Annotated in this window: 16 protein-coding genes; 6 read left to right on the forward strand and 10 right to left on the reverse strand. The window is 72.5% G+C overall.

What is annotated here, in order from left to right; genetic code table 11:
• Window positions 1-3 precede the first annotated feature (3 nt).
• A complete protein-coding gene (dpgD, locus tag EF879_RS07525) occupies window positions 4-819 on the reverse strand; it encodes an enoyl-CoA-hydratase DpgD (RefSeq protein WP_123556883.1) in 816 nt (271 codons plus the stop codon).
• Between the two features lie 51 nt (window positions 820-870).
• Complete coding sequence (locus EF879_RS07530; protein WP_123556163.1) at window positions 871-1,173, reverse strand: metal-sensitive transcriptional regulator; 303 nt, start codon at window positions 1,171-1,173, stop codon at window positions 871-873.
• A 201-nt stretch (window positions 1,174-1,374) separates the two neighbouring features.
• Between EF879_RS07530 and EF879_RS07535 the strand changes: the two genes are divergently transcribed.
• Genes EF879_RS07535 through EF879_RS07545 form a run of 3 tightly spaced genes read left to right on the forward strand, consistent with a single transcriptional unit; the run spans window position 1,375 to window position 4,872 of the window.
• Window positions 1,375-1,578: a heavy-metal-associated domain-containing protein gene (locus EF879_RS07535; protein ID WP_123556164.1), complete on the forward strand. Its 204-nt coding sequence runs from the start codon at window positions 1,375-1,377 to the stop codon at window positions 1,576-1,578.
• A 28-nt stretch (window positions 1,579-1,606) separates the two neighbouring features.
• Entirely contained in the window at window positions 1,607-2,578 is a 972-nt protein-coding gene (locus tag EF879_RS07540) for a hypothetical protein (protein WP_123556168.1), read from the forward strand.
• Window positions 2,579-2,604: 26 nt separating this feature from the next.
• Window positions 2,605-4,872 carry a cation-translocating P-type ATPase gene (locus tag EF879_RS07545; RefSeq protein ID WP_123556171.1) on the forward strand — a complete coding sequence of 756 codons (2,268 nt, stop codon included), beginning with the start codon at window positions 2,605-2,607 and terminating at the stop codon, window positions 4,870-4,872.
• Between the two features lie 268 nt (window positions 4,873-5,140).
• Here EF879_RS07545 and EF879_RS28020 read toward each other — a convergent pair whose 3' ends face one another.
• From EF879_RS28020 to EF879_RS07575, 5 genes are all read right to left on the reverse strand, one after another.
• Window positions 5,141-5,884 (reverse strand): hypothetical protein, encoded by a 744-nt coding sequence (locus tag EF879_RS28020; protein ID WP_233604297.1) that lies wholly within the window; start codon window positions 5,882-5,884, stop codon window positions 5,141-5,143.
• Between the two features lie 879 nt (window positions 5,885-6,763).
• Entirely contained in the window at window positions 6,764-7,903 is a 1,140-nt protein-coding gene (locus EF879_RS07560; RefSeq protein WP_148086378.1) for a choice-of-anchor tandem repeat GloVer-containing protein, read from the reverse strand.
• A 189-nt stretch (window positions 7,904-8,092) separates the two neighbouring features.
• Entirely contained in the window at window positions 8,093-9,121 is a 1,029-nt protein-coding gene (locus tag EF879_RS07565; RefSeq protein ID WP_123556183.1) for a hypothetical protein, read from the reverse strand.
• Between the two features lie 337 nt (window positions 9,122-9,458).
• Window positions 9,459-10,121 carry a response regulator transcription factor gene (locus EF879_RS07570; RefSeq protein ID WP_123556185.1) on the reverse strand — a complete coding sequence of 221 codons (663 nt, stop codon included), beginning with the start codon at window positions 10,119-10,121 and terminating at the stop codon, window positions 9,459-9,461.
• Window positions 10,118-11,374: a sensor histidine kinase gene (locus EF879_RS07575; RefSeq protein WP_158624126.1), complete on the reverse strand. Its 1,257-nt coding sequence runs from the start codon at window positions 11,372-11,374 to the stop codon at window positions 10,118-10,120. The genes EF879_RS07570 and EF879_RS07575 overlap by 4 nt, the downstream gene beginning before the upstream one ends.
• A gap of 168 nt (window positions 11,375-11,542) precedes the next feature.
• On the opposite strand from EF879_RS07575, the gene EF879_RS07580 reads away from it, so the two are divergent.
• Window positions 11,543-12,490 (forward strand): ABC transporter ATP-binding protein, encoded by a 948-nt coding sequence (locus tag EF879_RS07580; RefSeq protein WP_123556189.1) that lies wholly within the window; start codon window positions 11,543-11,545, stop codon window positions 12,488-12,490.
• Window positions 12,487-13,272: an ABC transporter permease gene (locus EF879_RS07585; RefSeq protein ID WP_158624127.1), complete on the forward strand. Its 786-nt coding sequence runs from the start codon at window positions 12,487-12,489 to the stop codon at window positions 13,270-13,272. The genes EF879_RS07580 and EF879_RS07585 overlap by 4 nt, the downstream gene beginning before the upstream one ends.
• Window positions 13,273-13,305: 33 nt before the next feature.
• Here EF879_RS07585 and EF879_RS07590 read toward each other — a convergent pair whose 3' ends face one another.
• The 3 genes from EF879_RS07590 to EF879_RS07600 form a co-directional block, all read right to left on the reverse strand.
• Window positions 13,306-14,022: a YqjF family protein gene (locus EF879_RS07590; RefSeq protein WP_199736207.1), complete on the reverse strand. Its 717-nt coding sequence runs from the start codon at window positions 14,020-14,022 to the stop codon at window positions 13,306-13,308.
• 55 nt (window positions 14,023-14,077) lie between these two features.
• Window positions 14,078-14,602, reverse strand: coding sequence for a hypothetical protein (locus EF879_RS07595; protein ID WP_123556191.1), 525 nt, complete (start codon window positions 14,600-14,602; stop codon window positions 14,078-14,080).
• A gap of 266 nt (window positions 14,603-14,868) precedes the next feature.
• Window positions 14,869-15,468, reverse strand: a complete 600-nt coding sequence (locus EF879_RS07600) for a TetR/AcrR family transcriptional regulator (protein WP_123556193.1) — start codon at window positions 15,466-15,468, stop codon at window positions 14,869-14,871.
• A gap of 418 nt (window positions 15,469-15,886) precedes the next feature.
• Between EF879_RS07600 and EF879_RS07605 the strand changes: the two genes are divergently transcribed.
• Entirely contained in the window at window positions 15,887-17,071 is a 1,185-nt protein-coding gene (locus EF879_RS07605; protein WP_123556195.1) for a low temperature requirement protein A, read from the forward strand.
• Window positions 17,072-17,124 lie beyond the last annotated feature (53 nt).

Below are 17,124 nucleotides of genomic sequence, written 5' to 3' on the forward strand. Positions count from 1 at the left end.
CCGCTAGGTTCCGGTCCACCGCGGTCTCCGTTTCTCGGCGAACGCGGTGGGCCCCTCCCGGGCGTCCCGGCTGTGCCGGCGGCGTTCCTCCCACGGATAGTGGCCGGCGAACGCCTCCGGCAGGCTCAGGTGCGCCGACCTTCCCACCGCCTCCTTGATCGCCCGTACCGACAGCGGCGCACACTCGAGGATGTCGCGTACCCACTCGTCGACCGCCTCGTCCAGGCGGTCGACCGGCACGACGTCGTTGACCAGGCCGTATCGGTAGGCCTGGGCCGCGTTCATCCGTCGTCCGGTGAGCAGATAACCCATGGCCACCCGGTACGGCATCTGCCGGGTCAGCCGGAACACCCCGCCCGCGCCGGGGATCAGTCCCAGCCGCGCCTCCGGCAGGCCGAACACCGCGTTGTCGGCGGCGACGATGATGTCGCAGGCCAGCGCCAGTTCGAAGCCGCCGCCGAGCGCGTAGCCGCAGACCCGGGCGATGGTCGGCTTCGTCCAGTCGAACCGCTCGGTGAAGCGCGGCCAACCGGCGCCCCCGTTGCTACCGAACGACGACGCCCCGGCCGTGCCCGCGCGTACCCGGCCGGCGAGCTCCTTCAGATCCTGGCCCACCGAGAAGGCCCGGTCGCCGGCGCCGGTCAGCACGGTCAGCCAGATGTCGTCATCGGCGTCGATCTCGTCCCACACCCTGCCGAGCAGCTCGTGAGTGCGCAGGTCCAGCGCGTTGAGCACCGCCGGGCGGTTCAGGGTCACGTAGGCGACGTGTCCGCGTCGCTCGTAGCGTACGGGCCCGTCTCCGTCCCACGGTTCGACCATGGTCACAGTATGCCCTCGGGAGGCGCTTCCGGCGGGCCCGCGGTCGTGGGCTCAGCCACGCTTCATGAGGCGGCCGACCGCGGCCATCATCTCCGTGGCCATCTCGTCGGCCCGGCCCTCGGCGGCACCCTCGCGCATGCAGTGCCGCGCGTGCCCGTCGAGCAGCCCGAGGGCGACCTTGTCCAGCGCCGCCTGAATCGCCGAGATCTGGGTGAGGACATCGATGCAGTACCGGTCGTCCTCGACCATCTTCTCGATCCCGCGGACCTGGCCCTCGATGCGTCGTAGCCGGGCGAGCAGCTGGTCCTTGCTGGCGGTGTAGCCGCGGGTCGGATGGGCGGCAGGTGCTGTCATGCCGGCAACTATAGCCAACCCCGGGAACCCCCCCGGGGGTATTGTGTCATCCCGTCTCGTCTGCCACCCCCGCCATGTCCGGGATCACCTTGATACCCCCTGGGGGTAGGGGTATGGTGCTCGGTGGGCGTCGGGGTGGCGCTCCGCCACCCCCACCACGGCGGGTGCCGCCGTGGTGGGACGAGACCAGAGGAGAAATCGATGCAGACGACCTACACCGTGTCCGGTATGACCTGCGGCCACTGCGTCAACTCGGTCCAGGCCGAGGTAAGCAAGCTGTCCGGTGTGACGGACGTGCGGGTCGACCTGACGAGCGGCGCCGTCACCGTCACCAGCGAGGGCCCGCTGGACGAGGCGGCGGTCCGCGCCGCCGTGGAAGAGGCGGGCTACGAACTCGTCAGCTGACATCGAGGACCGGAACAGAGCAGGTGGCATGAGAACGTCGATCAAGATGGGTGGCTACGTGGCGGGGCTGGCGGCGATCTTCGTCGCGGCCCTGGGCGTCGGTGGGGCGGTCGGCTCTGGCAGCCGGCCCGCCCCCGGCGGTCACAACGCCGGACACGCCGGTGACCGCCGGGAGGCCGACGCGGTGGCCGGCGCCGGCACGACGCCCGGCGGGCTCCAGGTGGCCCAGGACGGGTACCGGCTCGCGCCGGTCACCACCAGCCTGACCCCCGGCGGCACATCCGCCTTCGCGTTCCGGCTGATCGGCCCGGACGGTCGTCCGGTCACCGACTACACCCCGACCCACGACAAGAACCTGCACCTGATCGCAGTGCGCCGTGACCTGTCCGGGTTCCAGCACCTGCACCCGGCGATGGCCGACGACGGCACCTGGACGACACCGCTCGCGGTCGAGGCGGCCGGACAGTACCGGCTCATCGCCGACTTCCAGCCGGCCGCCCGCGCCGAGGCGCTGACCCTCGGCGTCGACGTGCCCGCGCCCGGCGGGTACGAGCCCCGGCCGTTGCCCGCCCCCGCGCGTACCGCGGTGGTGGACGGCTACACCGTCACCCTCGCCGGTGACCTGGTTCCCGGGACGGGCTCGACGCTCACGCTCACCGTGTCCAGGGACGGCCGACCGGTCACCGACCTCCAGCCCCACCTCGCCGCGTACGGGCACCTGGTGGCGCTGCGCGACGGCGACCTGGCCTACCTGCACGTCCATCCCGAGGGAGCCCCGGGCGACGGGCGTACCCCGGCCGGACCGGACATCACCTTCCACGTGCAGGTGCCCTCGGCCGGTGCCTACCGGCTGTTCCTGGACTTCCAGCACGCCGGGACCGTCCGCACCGCGGAGTTCACCGCCTACGCCGGCGACGTGGCCACCACCCGTCCACCCACGTCCCCTCGGTCGACACCCAGCCCGTCCGCCGGGCACGACACCGGTCACACCCACGGCTGAGCAAGACCCGCACGAGGAGTAGACAGATGACGTCCGGCCGACCACTGCCCACGGCCGTCAACCAGATCGAGCTGGCGATCGGTGGTATGACCTGCGCCTCCTGCGCGGCTCGGATCGAGAAGAAGCTCAACCGGCTCGACGGGGTGACCGCCACGGTCAACTACGCCACCGAGAAGGCCACCATCACCGTCGACGACCCCGCGGTCACCGTGCAGGACCTGATCGCGACGGTGGAGCAGACCGGGTACACCGCGGAACTGCCCACGCCGCCACCGGCCGCCGACGCCCGCGACGAGCCGGACGAACCCGTCGACGAGCTGTCCTCCCTGCGTACCCGGCTGTGGGTGTCGCTGGTGCTGACGATTCCGGTGATCGTCCTGGCCATGGTGCCGGCCTGGCAGTTCACCAACTGGCAGTGGCTCTCGCTCACCCTCGCCGCCCCCGTCGTCGTCTACGGCGGGCTGCCGTTCCACCGGGCGGCCTGGGTCAACCTGCGCCACGGCGCCGCGACCATGGACACCCTGGTGTCGCTCGGCACCCTCGCCGCGTTCGGCTGGTCGCTGTGGGCGCTGTTCTTCGGCACCGCCGGCGAACCCGGGATGACCCACCCGTTCAGCCTCGACATCGGCGGCAGCGACGGCGCCGGCACCATCTACCTGGAGGCCGCCGCCGGGGTCACCCTGTTCATCCTCGCCGGCCGCTACTTCGAGGCCCGCGCCAAGCGTCGGGCTGGCGCGGCGCTGCGCGCCCTGCTGCAGCTGGGCGCCAAGGACGTCGCGGTGCTGCGCGACGGCGCCGAGGTCCGGATCCCGGTCGACCAGCTCACGGTCGGGGACCGGTTCGTCGTCCGCCCCGGGGAGAAGATCGCCACCGACGGCGTGATCGAGGACGGTGTCTCGGCGGTCGACGCCAGCATGCTCACCGGCGAGTCGGTCCCGGTGGAGGTCACCCAGGGGGACGCGGTCGTCGGTGCGACGGTCAACGTCGGCGGCCGGCTCGTGGTACGGGCGACCCGGGTCGGCGCCGACACCCAGCTTGCCCAGATGGCGAAGCTGGTGGAGCAGGCGCAGACCGGCAAGGCCGCCGTGCAGCGCCTCGCCGACCGGATCTCCGGGGTCTTCGTACCGGTCGTCATCGCCCTCGCCGTCGCCACCCTGGGCTACTGGATCGGCACCGGCAACGGCCTCACGGCGGCCTTCACCGCCGCGGTCGCGGTCCTGATCATCGCCTGCCCCTGTGCCCTCGGCCTGGCCACCCCGACCGCGCTGCTGGTCGGCACCGGCCGTGGCGCCCAGCTCGGCATCCTCATCAAGGGCCCCGAGGTGCTCGAGTCCACCCGGACCGTCGACACCGTCGTACTGGACAAGACCGGCACCGTCACCACCGGCCGGATGGGCCTGCTCGACGTCGTCACGGCCGACGGACAGGACGCCGACGAGGCGCTTCGGCTGGCCGGCGTGGTCGAGGCCGGTTCCGAGCACCCGATCGCCCAGGCCATCGTCGCCGGTGCCACCGACCGGGTCGGACCGCTGCCGCGGGTGACCGGATTCGCCAACGCCGAGGGGCTCGGCGTCACCGGCACCGTCGACGGCCGGCAGATCGTCGTCGGACGTGAGCGGCTGATGCGTGAACACGGGCTGGACCTGCCCGAGGAGCTACGCCAGGCGCTCGCCGACGCCGAGGCGAAGGGACGTACGGCGGTCCTCGCCGGCTGGGCCGGACAGGTACGGGCGGTGCTCGTGGTCGCCGACACGGTCAAACCGACCAGCCGGCAGGCGGTCGCGGCGCTACGGCGCCTCGGCCTGACCCCGATCCTGCTCACCGGCGACAACACCACCGTGGCCCGCGCCGTGGCGGCGGAGGTCGGCATCGACGAGGTCGTCGCGGAGGTGTTGCCGGCCGACAAGGTCGACGTCGTCCGGCGGCTCCAGGCCGAGGGGAAGGTCGTGGCCATGGTCGGCGACGGTGTCAACGACGCCGCCGCGCTCGCCCAGGCCGACCTCGGCCTGGCCATGGGCACCGGCACCGACGTCGCGATCGAGGCCTCCGACCTCACCCTGGTCCGGGGTGACCTGATGGCCGCCGTCGACGCGATCCGACTCTCCCGGCGCACCCTGGCCACGATCAAGGGCAACCTGTTCTGGGCCTTCGCCTACAACGTCGCGGCGCTGCCGCTGGCCGCCGCCGGCATGCTCAACCCGATGATCGCCGGCGCGGCGATGGCGTTCTCGTCGGTCTTCGTCGTGGCCAACAGCCTGCGGTTGCGGGGCTTCACCCCGGTACGTCAGCCGTAGCAGCATCGGATGGGCCGTCGGACCCGCGGCGACCCGTGGTCCACCCGCCGAACCCCGACGCAGCGGCCGGTCGGTCGGCTCGGACCCGGGGGCGAGACACCCGACCTCGCGACGCGGGCAGACGCCGTCCCCTGACCGCGCCATTCCTCCGACCGTCCCGAATGGTGAGCAGACGGCGGATGCCGGTAGCCGGCAGCGCCGACCTGCGGGGCCAGGCCGAGGGGTCGCGTCCGCCGCGGGGCGCCACGGCGGTGGGGTCGGGGCGCGGTCAGCAGGGGTTGGTGGCGGTGCCGCGCTCGGTCAGCCGCCGGCTCCCGACCACCACCTCGACGGTCCAGGTCGCGGATGGACGGCTGAGGAATTCGCTGCCCTCCGGCGGTACGGTCTGGGTCAGCCGGCTCGTGCCCTCGCCCCACATCTCCTGGTTCCACTCTGACATGCCCACGTCCGGGTCGATCGGAATCGAGGCCAGGCCAAAGGTGCCGACGCCGTTGTGCACCCGCGCCTGGAGGGTGACGCCCCAGTAGCCGCCGCCGTAGCAGCTCGGCGAGGCGCTGACGGTCAGTGACGGGGTGGACGTCGACCCGGTCGGCGGCCGGGTGGTTCTCGACGGGGTGGCAGCCGGTCTGCGGATGCTGCCGCTGGTGCCGCCACTCGTGGTGTTCCGGGAGGTGCCAACGGGACGGGCGGTCGTACCGGTCGGTGGGCCGGAGCGCCCGCGCGACGGTGACGGCGTGACCGTGGGTCCGGAGGCGGCGGTCGGGCTGGACGTCGTCGTGGCGGAGGGGAGTGGGGTGGCGTTGCCGGTGGGCCAGGGTGGGGCGGCGGGCGGTTCGAGGGCCTGCGGCGTCGGTCGCTCAGGGTCGTGGACGAGTACGACGATCGCGGCGACCAACGTGATCGCGAGGAGCGCGGCGGCGGCGACCAGCCGGTGGCCGGACCGGTGACTGGTGGCGTCGGATGCCGGTCTCCCGCCGGTCGGTTGTTTCCGCGCACCGGCGGCCGTCGACACGGCGGGACGGCTCGTTGTCCCCGTCGCCGGCGGAGCGACGTCGCCGCCAGAGGAAGGCGCAGCGGTGCCCTCACCGGCCGCGGCGGAGGTTGTGGTGGACCTCGCCGGATCCGCCGTGGCGGCTCCGGCTGGCTCGGTGGCGGGCTCCGGTGCAGCGAGTCGGGCGCCGCACTCCGGTCTCAGGCAGTACGTCGCGCCGGGCTCGGCGACCTCGCCACACGTCGGACAGATCACGCGGGCCTCACTTCACGGCCGTCACACCTCGGCGGTGTGATCTGCTCGGATGAGCGGATGTGATCATGCATCCGTCGACCACGGGCGCGCAACCGGCCTCCCGGCACCCGCGCTGCGGTTTCGAACAACAGGGTCGGCTGTCGAGGCGTCTGCGGCATTGGGAGCCAACGGTCTCCACCGCACCGTCGTCCACCCTGGTGCACCGGACCGTCCGGCCGCGGATGCCTTCACCGGTACGCCGGCCCGGGCGCCACATGTGCGCGTCCTGTGCGCGAGGCGTCGAGGATGGGTCCAACGGTGCCGCCGATGTATCGGGTCGACGATGCCGGTGCGGGGCGGGTGTGCCGGGCGCGGACCAGGCAGACGGAGCCCAGCCACCCGCCCCAGCCCTCGCGGCGACGGCATCGCCCCGGCGCCCTACCCGTGGTCGATCGGTCCGAACGCCGCGGGTAGGGCGCGAGGGCTCTCATTGTCGGTGGGACGGCACGCGGGGCGGCACGGATCTGAACACTCCGCGGGGCCCTGACCATCTCCCGTGCCGGGGGTGAGGCGTTTCAGCTCACGGCGTGACCCTGAACACCTGGCCGGCGGAGTGGGGGCCGCCGAACGTGTTCGTGCCGTAGAGGTTGCCCGCCGAATCGCGGATCAGGCCGCGTACGAGCCGGTGCCGTCGAAGGTGTGGAGAACGCTCTGGGTCCAGCCTCCGCCGGACGGCGACAGCTGGTAGACGACACCGCCCACGCCGAAGGCGCCACCGGAGGTCGTGCCGTACAGGTTGCCCGCGGGATCGGCGATGACCCCGGCGTACGGCGAGTGACCGTTGGCACCGCCCGGGAAGTCGAAGATCACGCTCGTGGTCCACGTCGCCCCGGACCGCGTCAGCCGGAACACCGTCCCGTTGCCGCTGGCCCCGCCCTCGATCGTGGTGCCGTAGATGGTGCCGGCGGCGTCGAGGTACAGGCTGCCGGTCGGGTTCGCCCCGTCACTGCCCCCCGCGAAGTGGTGCAGCACGGTCTCGGTCCAGGTGGTGCCGCTCGGCGACAGTTGGAAGACGACGCCGGCGTTGGCGGACCCGCCCTCGATGGTGACGCCGTACAGGTTTCCGGACTGGTCGAAGACCAGCGCTCCCCGGCCACCCGGATGCCGGCCGTCCACGCCGTCGGCCCGGAAGTGGTGCAACACGGTCTGGGTCCAGCCGCCGCTGTCGTCGGACGAGAGCATGAAGACGACGCCCTGGCCGTACCGCCCGCCCCGGCTCGCCGTCCCGTAGAGGTTGCCGCTCGCGTCCACCGTCACGCCGCCGGTCGGCAGTCCGCCGTCGGTGCCGCCGGTGAAGCTGTACAGGAGGCGGTACGTCCAGGTGCCGTCCGGACGCGGCGACATCCGGAACACGACGCCGTGACCGGCCGCGCCGCCCTGGTAGGCGGTGCCGTAGAGATTGCCCTGGGCATCGATGGCCAGCGGGCCCTGGGGGAGCCGGCCGGTGGCGGGTGTGAACGTGTGGAGGGTGGTCTTGGTCCACCCTGACCCGCTGGGCCTCAGCTGGTAGACCGTACCGTCGCCGGACCCGCCGAAGGTGGTCGTGCCGTACAGGTTTCCGGCGGAGTCGAAGACGACGGGACCCTGCGGGTTTGCCCCGTCGCTGCCACCGCCGAAGCTGTACAGCACCGTCGCGGCGTGCGCCGACGCGCCCGTCGCCGACATCGGCATCGCCGTCACCGCCACCGCTACCGCCGCGGAGATGACGAGCAGCCGAGCTCTCGCCGCGGGATACCTGGCTCGCATCCGAGGACTCCTCTGTGACAATGGGTGAGATACTCATCTCTCAGGGTGAGTGCGGCGTCACCGTAACACGCTTGATCGGCGTATATCGATAATCTTGGTCGGTTGGCTGCGTCACAGTGGCACGTGTCTGGTGCCGGCGGGCGACGCCGCCGGACATCCGGCGCGGGGAGCCGGTGTCGGCCCGGGTGGTCAGGGAGCGACGCTGACGTGCCAGCCGCTGTGGTCGGTGTGCCGCATCGGATAACGGCGCGCCGGTCCGAGGTCGAGGTCGCCGCTGACGATGAGGTGTTGGACGTCGCCGTCGCCGAGGTGGCGGTAGCCGGCGGGGACGCAGTCGCGGACGTCCGGCGTGCCGCCGTCCCGCAGGTTCAGGTCGCCGGCGACCAGCACCGGAGCCGCGGAGCCGACCGCGGTCCGCATCGCGGGAATCTCGACGTGCAGCAGGTGGCGGCACTGGCGGAAGGCCACGGAGGCGGAGGCGAACGTCAGGTGCGTGGTGCAGGCGTAGTAGTTGGCGATCGCCGCCACGCAGAGCCACACCCGCAACTCGTCCGGGCCGTCGCCCTGCTGCGGGTAGAGGCCGTTGAAGACCGAGAGGCCGGCCCAGCTCTCGGCCCGGACCCGGCCGAGGATCCCGACGCCGTACGGCTCACCGTTGTGGCACCGGTACGCCCGGGACGCGTCGAGCCGGTCGGCCGTCGGCTGGAACGCCCAGAACACCTGGTCGCCCGGGAAACCGCGGGCCAGCGCCGGATACAGGCCGGTCACCACGTCGTCGCGGCAGACCTCGTTCAGGGTCACGATCTGCGGTCGCAGCGCCATGATCGCGGCGTACGCCTCCGGTACCGCCCGGCCGTTGTTGAGGGTGGCGTAGCAGGCCGCGAGCCCGCTGTTGCAGAGATTGAGTTGGAGCGTGGTGAAGGGCGTCCGGTCGGGCGGATCCGGGGCTCCGTCCGGCCGGACGGTACGACCGACCGGATCCTGACTCGGCCCGCCCAACTCGGCGCAGGGACCTCCACCCGTCGCGGGACAGAACGTCCAGAGCTCCGGTTGTCGCTCCGCCTCCGGTCGGGGTGGATCGGCCCGGACGAGTCCACAGGCCGGAAGCGCCGCCGCCACGAGCAGTACCCCCGTCGTGACGAGGGCGGCGGGTCGGCGCCGGGGCGTGGCCGCGGAGACGATGCGCCGCAGGATCCGCCACGGAGACGTCCATCGCACGCGACAGGTCCTCCACGGACGATCACCCGTCCCGGCGAGGTCGCGACGACGACCCGACCGGATCAGCGGTCCCCGGCTGGCAGCCGTCCGCGTCCGTCGGGCGTACGGGCGCGGCACGGAGACCAGGGTCCCATCGGACCGGCCGGGCGCACAACACCCGCCGATCGGCGGAGGCGGACCTCCGGCGCGGCCGTCCTCCTCCGATCGCCCGCCGACGGCCGTCGGACGGTGGGGGTAAGCTGGCGGACGCCGTGCCCGTGGCCGGCGCCGGACCGCGGGTCGCAGGGGGCGCGTCGCATCCGGCATGGCTACCCGGGGTCGACGGCGGAGCCGTCCATCACCTCGGCCTGACCAGGCCGGACTCGTACGCGATGATGACGAGTTGTGCCCGGTCCCGGGCCCCGAGCTTGGTCAGCAGCCGGGTGACGTGGGTCTTCGCGGTGGCGAGGCTGACGTGCAGGTGGTCGGCGATCTCCGCGTTCGACAGCCCGCGGGCGACCAACACGAGCACCTCCAGTTCGCGTGGCGTGACGCCCGCGAGGTTCTGCGGTGGACGGGCCACCGGCTGCGGCAGGGCCGCGAACTCGCGGATCAACCGCCGGGTCACCCGCGGGGCCAGCAGCGCGTCCCCGGCCGCGACCACCCGGACGGCGGTGAGGAGATCCTCCGGCGGGCTGTCCTTCAGCAGGAAGCCGCTGGCACCGGCGCGCAGCGCGGCGTACACGTACTCGTCGATGTCGAAGGTGGTCAGCATGACCACCTTGACGTCGTCGAGCGAGGGCTGGGAGGTGATCTGCCGGGTCGCCTCGATGCCGTCGAGCACCGGCATCCGTACGTCCATCAGGACCACGTCGGGCCGCTCCCGGGTCACCACGTCGACAGCCTGCGCGCCGTCCCCGGCCTCGCCCACCACCTGGAGATCCCGCGCGGTGTCGAGGAGCACCCGGAAGCTGCCCCGCACCAGTGCGTGGTCGTCGGCGACGACGACGCGGACGCTCACGTCGCCACCTCGGCGAGCGGCAGCCAGGCCACGACCTGGAACCCGGTCGCCGGCGGCGGGACCGGTCCGGCGGTGAGGCTTCCGCCGAACAACGCGACCCTCTCCCGCATCCCCGCTATCCCGTGGCCGTCGCGGACGGGAACGCCGTCGCCCGCCACCCGGGCATCGTCGCCGGCCACCCGGGCACCAGCCCCACCGGCCGCGCCGACCGTGGCATGGGCGGCGCCGGCCGGGACCGCGGCGCCCCGACCGTCATCGGTCACCGTGAGGCACACCCCGTCAGGACGGAAGTCGATCCCCACCTCTGCCGTCGCCGGGCCGGCGTGCTTCACCACGTTGGTGAGCGCTTCCTGGGCGATCCGGTACAGCGACAGGTCGGCGGCGAGCGGCAGTGGCCGCCTGGCGCCCGTGACGCGGATCTGGACCGGCAGACCTGCCCGGCGGAACCGCGCGGCCAGGGCGTCCAGCCCGTCCAGTCCGGTCTCGGGACGGCGGACCCGGTCGGGTTCGTCCTCGCCGGTCCGCAGGACGTCGAGCATGTGCCGCAGTTCCTGAAGCCCGGACCGGCTCGCCTCCTCGATCGAGCCGAGCACCCGCCGTGCCTCGTCGGGCCGTTCGTTCACCACGTAGTTCGCCACGCTCGCCTGGACGGCGATCAGGCTCATCCCGTGCGCGACCACGTCGTGCAGCTCCCGGGCGATGCGCAGGCGCTCTCGGCCGACCGCCTCCCGGGCGCTCAGTTCGCGCAACCGGGCCGCGTAGCGGCGTTGCGCGCGGACCTGGAACCCGAGCGCCCACGCCACCGCGATGAGCACCACGTTCGTCACCAGCAGCCCCGGAGCCGATCCGGTGCCGGCCGTGGGCGGGGAGAGGACCACGGCCGAGGCGACCGCCACCAGAGCCACGACCAGCACGGCCAGAGCCCGGCGGGTCGGCCGCTGGACCGCGACCATGTAGCACGCCAGCGACACCTCGAACGCCGGGTACCGGGCTCCGCTGGCCAGCATCGACGCGGTCGAACAGACCACCACGACGCCGGCGACCGGCAGCGGCCAGATCCGGCGTACCGCCAGCGGGAGCATGGCACCGGCCGTCAGCACCAGGGCGAGCCAGTATGGCACCCGGGCGTCCGCCGCCCACGAGCTGTCCAGCATGCTGCTTGCAAACGGGACGGTCACCAGCACGGCGTCGATGGCGACCCAGTGCCGGGTCCGCAGCCGGCTCAGAAGCGGCGGGCGACCTTCGCTGGGCACCGGGTCACGGTAGCTCGCGGCGTCACGCCGCGACATCAGCCCCCGGATCATCATCCTCGGGATTGATGCGGCCCCGTTCCGGGACCCTCCCGTCGATCTCCGGTTTACCGCTGTTTTGTCTCCGCTGGGGCGATGACCCGACATGCCGTACCGGCGAGGCTCCACCGCATGACAGTCGACCACGACGACGGCACCATCGAGGTGCGCGACCTGACCAAGCGCTACCGTCGGACGACCGCGGTGAACGGTCTGTCGTTCCGGGTTACCGCAGGCAGGGTGACCGGCTTCCTCGGTCCGAACGGCGCCGGCAAGTCCACGACCATGCGGATGATTCTCGGCCTCGACCATCCGACGTCCGGGCAGGCGCTGGTCAACGGCCGGCCCTTCGCCGAGTCGACCGCCCCACTGCGGACGGTCGGCGCGTTGCTCGACGCGCGAGCCGCGCACGGTGGCCGGACCGCGTACCACCATCTCCTGGCGCTCGCGGAGAGCAACCGGATCCCGCGGCGCCGGGTGACCGAGGTGCTCGACCTGGTCGGCCTCGCGGACGTGGCTGGCCGGCGCGTCAAGGGCTTCTCGCTCGGCATGAGCCAGCGGCTGGGCATCGCCGCCGCCATGCTCGGCGACCCCCGCATACTGATCTTCGACGAGCCGGTGAACGGGCTCGACCCGGAGGGGATCCGCTGGATCCGCGGCTTTCTGCGCGCGATGGCCGCCGAGGGGCGAACGGTGTTCGTGTCGAGCCATCTGATGAGCGAGATGGCCGAGACCGCCGACCACCTCTTGGTCATCGGCCAGGGCAGGCTCGTCGCCGACGGTTCGGTCGCCGACGTCATCCGGTCGGCGGGTCAGAACCACGTCCGGGTACGCAGCCCGCAGGCCGCGGAACTCGCCCCGTTGCTGGACCGGGCCGGTGGCGTCGTGCAGACGCTCGCCGATGGCGCGCTGGCGGTGCAGGAGCTGGACTGCGCGCGGATTGGGGAGATCGCCGCCGAGGCCGGTCTGTGCCTGCACGAGCTGTCACCGCAGCGTGCCTCTCTGGAGGCGGCGTTCATGGCGTTGACCGACGGCGCCGTCGAGTACCGCGCCGCGTCGCTCGCCGGGAGCCCGTCGTGACCGGCCGCGTGTCATGCCCGCAGCCCCGGCTGTGGGACGGGATCAGGTCGGAGTGGACCAAGCTGCGCACCGTGCGCGCGACCCTGTGGAGTCTGCTCGCCGCCGCGGGCCTCTGCCTTGGTACGGCGGCTCTCGTGGCCCGGTCTCCCAACGTGCCACCCGGCACCGCGGTCGGCGCGGACGACGCCGTCCGGGTCGCCCTGGCCGGTTTCCTCTTCGGCCAGATCGCCGTCGGTGTTCTGGCCGCGCTCGCGGTGACCAGCGAGTACGGCAGCGGCGCGATCCGTAGCAGCCTGGCCGCCGTACCCTCCCGGCTCAGGTTCCTGCTGTCGAAGGCGGCGGCTGTGGCCGGCACCGTCCTGGTGTGCGGTGTGCTGCTCAGCGGCCTCTCGTACCTGGTGGCGCACGTCGTGATGACGTCCCGGGCGGCGCGGGTCGCCGCGCTGTCCGCCGGATCGGTCCGGGCCCTGCTCGGCGCGGCCCTGTACCTGACGGTGCTCAGTCTGTTCACGGTCGCCCTGGGAGTGCTCCTGCGGCACAGCGCCGGCGCGATCACCACGGTGATCTGTCTGGTGCTGATCCTCCCGACCCTCCTGCCCGCGTTCGGCCGCACCGGACAGGCGATCTACCGGTGGTGGCCGACCGAGGCGGGCCAGCAGGTGATGCGGGTCGAGCCCGTCCCCGGCCAACTCACGCCCTGGGTCGGGTTCGGCTGGTGCTGCGTGGTCACCGCGGCGCTTCTGGCCGTGGCCTACCTCGTGCTGCGTCGCCGGGACGCCTGACCGGCGTGACCGGAACACCGGACACCGCGGCACTCACCGGCGCCACATGCCGATCCTGACCCGAACTCCCGACGACGCGTGGAGCAGGGGCGCCCCGTCGGGCGGGGGGAGCCCCGCCGCGGGGAGCAGGTTCTGGTCGAGGTGGAGCAGCTCGGCCCGGCGCAGTGGCCACTCGGCGTGTTCCGCCTCGGCGGTGGCGAGCCGGCCGCGGATCACCGTGAACAGTCGGTGCCGCGCGGTGAGGAAGGACGCGCGCTCGTCCCGTTCGGTCTCGGCGAGCGGCGCGCCGAGTCGGACCTCGGCGTCGCAGCGCGCCCCCCTCGGTGCCGGCCAACGGCGGGTGCAGCGGTAGGAGATCCGCTCCTCGGTGCGGTCCACCGTCATGTCGGACCAGAAGTACGGGAGCGCGTAGCTGAGACGGGCGGCAACCACGGCGGGCAGGCGTGCCGCGTCCAGGGACAGGAACCAGATGCCGCTGCGGTCCTGGCGGTCCCGGACGTACGTCCGGACGTTCGTCTCGGGAAACTCTGACAGCCACGGCACGCCCGGTACGCCGGGAGGCCTGACCCCCTGCATCAGGAACGGAACCAGACTGACCCAGGCCGATCCGTCGAAGGTCTCGACCGCCAGCCCGGGAGGAAGCACCGCCTGCACGGTGGCGGGCGGGTACCGCCAGTGGAGGAAGGTGACCCAGTTCCACTGCTGGTGCATCACGGGCCGGGCCACCCGTGGTGACGGCGGAGCGTTCACGATGCCTCCCGTGTACTCCCTCCGCGGTGCCTCGGTCCGCGGAGCCCCCGGACGGTCAGGTGTCGATGCGGCAGTTCGGGTTGCAGTGGTTCAGCTGGAAGGTGTCGGCGTGGAAGGTGAACGAGGGTTGCGCCGGGGCGACGACCCCCGCCTCCACCCGGACCGCGCCCGCCGGCGCGGTGGCGGTCAACCGCCACTCCAGCCAGTTGGTGGTGGCGGTGATGGTGGTGCTCTCGCCGGTCGAGACGAGCGCGTTGGCGGCGTTGTACCAGTTCGGTCGCAGCCGTACCGTGCCGGGGGTGTCGGCGCGGAGCCGGGCGAAGAGCTTGTACGTCTGTCCGGCGCTGATCTCCGGTCGCCGGGTGATGACCGTGCCCGAGGCCGTCGACGCGTTCGTGGTGACCCGCAGTGAGCGGCGACCGTCGAAGTACCGGCACGAGACCGCGGCGACCCCGCAGGCGGGGGTGACCGCGATGCTGGCGCCGTGCGTGGCGGTGAACCCGGTCGGCTCGGTGCCGGTGCGGTGGTGTGCCTGGGCGGGACCGGCCGTGACCGGGACGATGGCGAGTGCCGCCGCCACCGACCAGGCGAGACGTCGCGAACTGATCAGATCGGGCTCCCCTGGGCTTCGGGCGCGCTCCCGTTGTCGGGCGCGCGCGGGGGACGCCGTGGCGATCGCCGACGACAGGGGACAGCAAATCGAGATCAGCGACCTGACGGCAACCTCTCCGAGGTGACTTTTCGCCATGTGGACGCCCATGATCGGTGGCGGCCCGAGCCGGTGCGCCCGTACGGCAGGCGCCGCGTGCGGGGACCCGCCCGCGTACGGCGACCGTTCAGGGCTGCTCAGGGCTGCGGTTCCCGCGTGAGGTCGCCGAGGACGGTGGTCACGATCCTGCGGACGGTCCCGGCGTCGGGTGGGCCCTCCTCCCGGTCCGTGAAGAGCAGGTGCCCGCTCCCGACGAGGATGGGGGCGAGCGCGTCGACGTCGGCGTCGACCGCGATCCGGCCGAGGTCGCGCTCGGTGGTGAGGTACGCCGCGATCATGGCCGTCGCGTCCGACAGGATGGGTAGGTGGCTCGACCTGACCTGACGCAGCCGGCTACGTAGCTCGTCCCGGGCGATGACGAGGCGGATGATCGCCAGGGCCACCGAGCCGAACAGTTCCGTGAGGAGTCCGGTCAGGTTGTCGACGACGGTGCCGGTGCCGGCGGCCTCGCGCAGGGCGGCTGCCTGGGCGTCGATCCGGGCCATGCGGTCCAGTACGAACTCGGCGAGGAAGGCGTCGAAGTCGGCGAAGTGCCGGTGCAGAACCCCCTTGGCGACCCCGGCCTCCGTGGTGACGGCACGACTCGTCAGTCCGCCGGGGCCGTCGCGGAGCAGGACGCGTTCCGCAGCGTCGAAGAGCTGGGCGCGGGCGTCACGGAGGGCCACCCCGGTCGGCACGCTGGGTCCTCCCGTCGGTCAACACGGTTCGCGACGACGTGGGCACGTGTGCCTACGTGCAGTGGGCGCACGCCGACCATACCGCCCCGGCCGGGGCGGTGACGCCGAGCCCGGCGGCCGAACCGGCCGCCGTACGGCGGGTCCGACCCCGGCGCGTCCCGCCCCGCGTGTCGCCACCCCCGACTCCCGGGCCGCGCGCCACCGCCACCGGCGCGGTTCCCGGCGGAGGCCGGCGCCATCAGCCGCACCGGCGGTCCTCGAACGGGTGCGCGACGGGATCCGCCGACCGTCCCGTGGGGCCCCGGGCGGTCCCGGCGGAACACCACGTGACTCGGCAGAAGTGCGCGAATCATCCTTTAAGTAGCTATTGTCAGAGTCTGGTGTACGTCCAGGAAGCTCACGGGTTGGGTAGGCATGCATGGGCACACCGGACCGGTCGGTCGCCCTGCTGCGGAACCTGGAGGGGCCCCAGCGGGCAAGCTTCGTGGAGCTGCTCTTCGACGTGGTGTTCGTGTTCGCGTTCACCCGACTCGGCGAGCGCCTCGTCGAGGACCTGACCTGGCTGGGCCTCTACCAGGTGCTGCTGCTGGTGTTGGCCATGTGGTGGGTCTGGTACCGCATGGCGTGGACCACCAACCGGTACGACCCCGAGCGTCCGGTCATCCAGCTGACGGTCATCGCCACCATGCTCGGCACCCTGCTGATGGCGGCGGCCCTGCCCGCCGCCTTCGACGGCAGCGCCTTGGTGTTCGCCCCCGTCTACGTGGCCATCCAGGTACTTCGGCACCTGTGGCTCGTGCTGCTCGGCGGAGACCGGTACGCCCAGCTCGTCAGCGTCCGCATCCTCGCCTGGGCGACCGTCTCCGCGGTTCCGTGGATCATCGGGATGTTCACCCAGGGCTCCGCCCGCATGGTGTTGTGGAGCCTCGCCGTTCTCACGGACTACCTGGGCGGTCTGCTCGACTTCCCGACACCGCGACTCGGCCGCGCCGGACTACGCGGCCGGAAGGTCGCCGAGGAGCACCTGACCGAGCGCTTCCGGCAGGTGCTCATCATCGCGTTCGGCGAGACGATCCTGACCTCGGGCATCCACTTCAGCCCACACGCCTTCGAGCGCGACCGGACGTTTGCGCTGGTGGTGGCGTTCATCATCACCGTGCTGCTGTGGCAGATCTACTTCTACCGGGCCGGCGAACTGCTTCCCGCCGCCATCGTGGCCTCCAAGGCACAGGCCCGGGTCGGCGAGTTGGCGTCGTACTCACACCTGATCATGGTTATCGGGGTCGCGATCAGCGGGGTGGGGGACACCCTGATCATCAGAGAGCCGGTCGGCCACACCCGGCTGTCGTGGTTGCTGGTGATCGTCGGCGGGCCGGTCCTGTTCCTGACCGGCCGGGCCCTGCTCGACTACTTCGTGTTCAGCCACGTCTCGGCGTCCCGGCCGATCGGGGCGATCCTGCTCGCCGTCGTGGCCCTGACAGCGTCCGCGCTGTCACCGATCCTGATCGCCGTGCTGGTCGCCGCGGTGCTGGCCGGGGTCGCCGTCTCGAACGTCCTCTCGTGGCGGCTCTTTCCCCGGCTGCCGGCTCCACCCTTTCGCTGAGCCGCGCGGCGGGGCCGTCCCGGCGGGATCGGCGACGGCGGAGCCAGACCACC

This window comes from Micromonospora sp. HM5-17, from assembly GCF_003762835.1.
Lineage (GTDB): Bacteria > Actinomycetota > Actinomycetes > Mycobacteriales > Micromonosporaceae > Plantactinospora.

Bases quoted from the DNA above. Each gene is read 5' to 3' on its own strand.
- dpgD (WP_123556883.1), bottom strand. From the start codon at position 819: ATGGTCGAACCGTGGGACGGAGACGGGCCCGTACGCTACGAGCGACGC.
- EF879_RS07530 (WP_123556163.1), bottom strand. From the start codon at position 1,173: ATGACAGCACCTGCCGCCCATCCGACCCGCGGCTACACCGCCAGCAAG.
- EF879_RS07535 (WP_123556164.1), top strand. From the start codon at position 1,375: ATGCAGACGACCTACACCGTGTCCGGTATGACCTGCGGCCACTGCGTC.
- EF879_RS07540 (WP_123556168.1), top strand. From the start codon at position 1,607: ATGAGAACGTCGATCAAGATGGGTGGCTACGTGGCGGGGCTGGCGGCG.
- EF879_RS07545 (WP_123556171.1), top strand. From the start codon at position 2,605: ATGACGTCCGGCCGACCACTGCCCACGGCCGTCAACCAGATCGAGCTG.
- EF879_RS07560 (WP_148086378.1), bottom strand. From the start codon at position 7,903: ATGCGAGCCAGGTATCCCGCGGCGAGAGCTCGGCTGCTCGTCATCTCC.
- EF879_RS07580 (WP_123556189.1), top strand. From the start codon at position 11,543: ATGACAGTCGACCACGACGACGGCACCATCGAGGTGCGCGACCTGACC.
- EF879_RS07605 (WP_123556195.1), top strand. From the start codon at position 15,887: ATGGGCACACCGGACCGGTCGGTCGCCCTGCTGCGGAACCTGGAGGGG.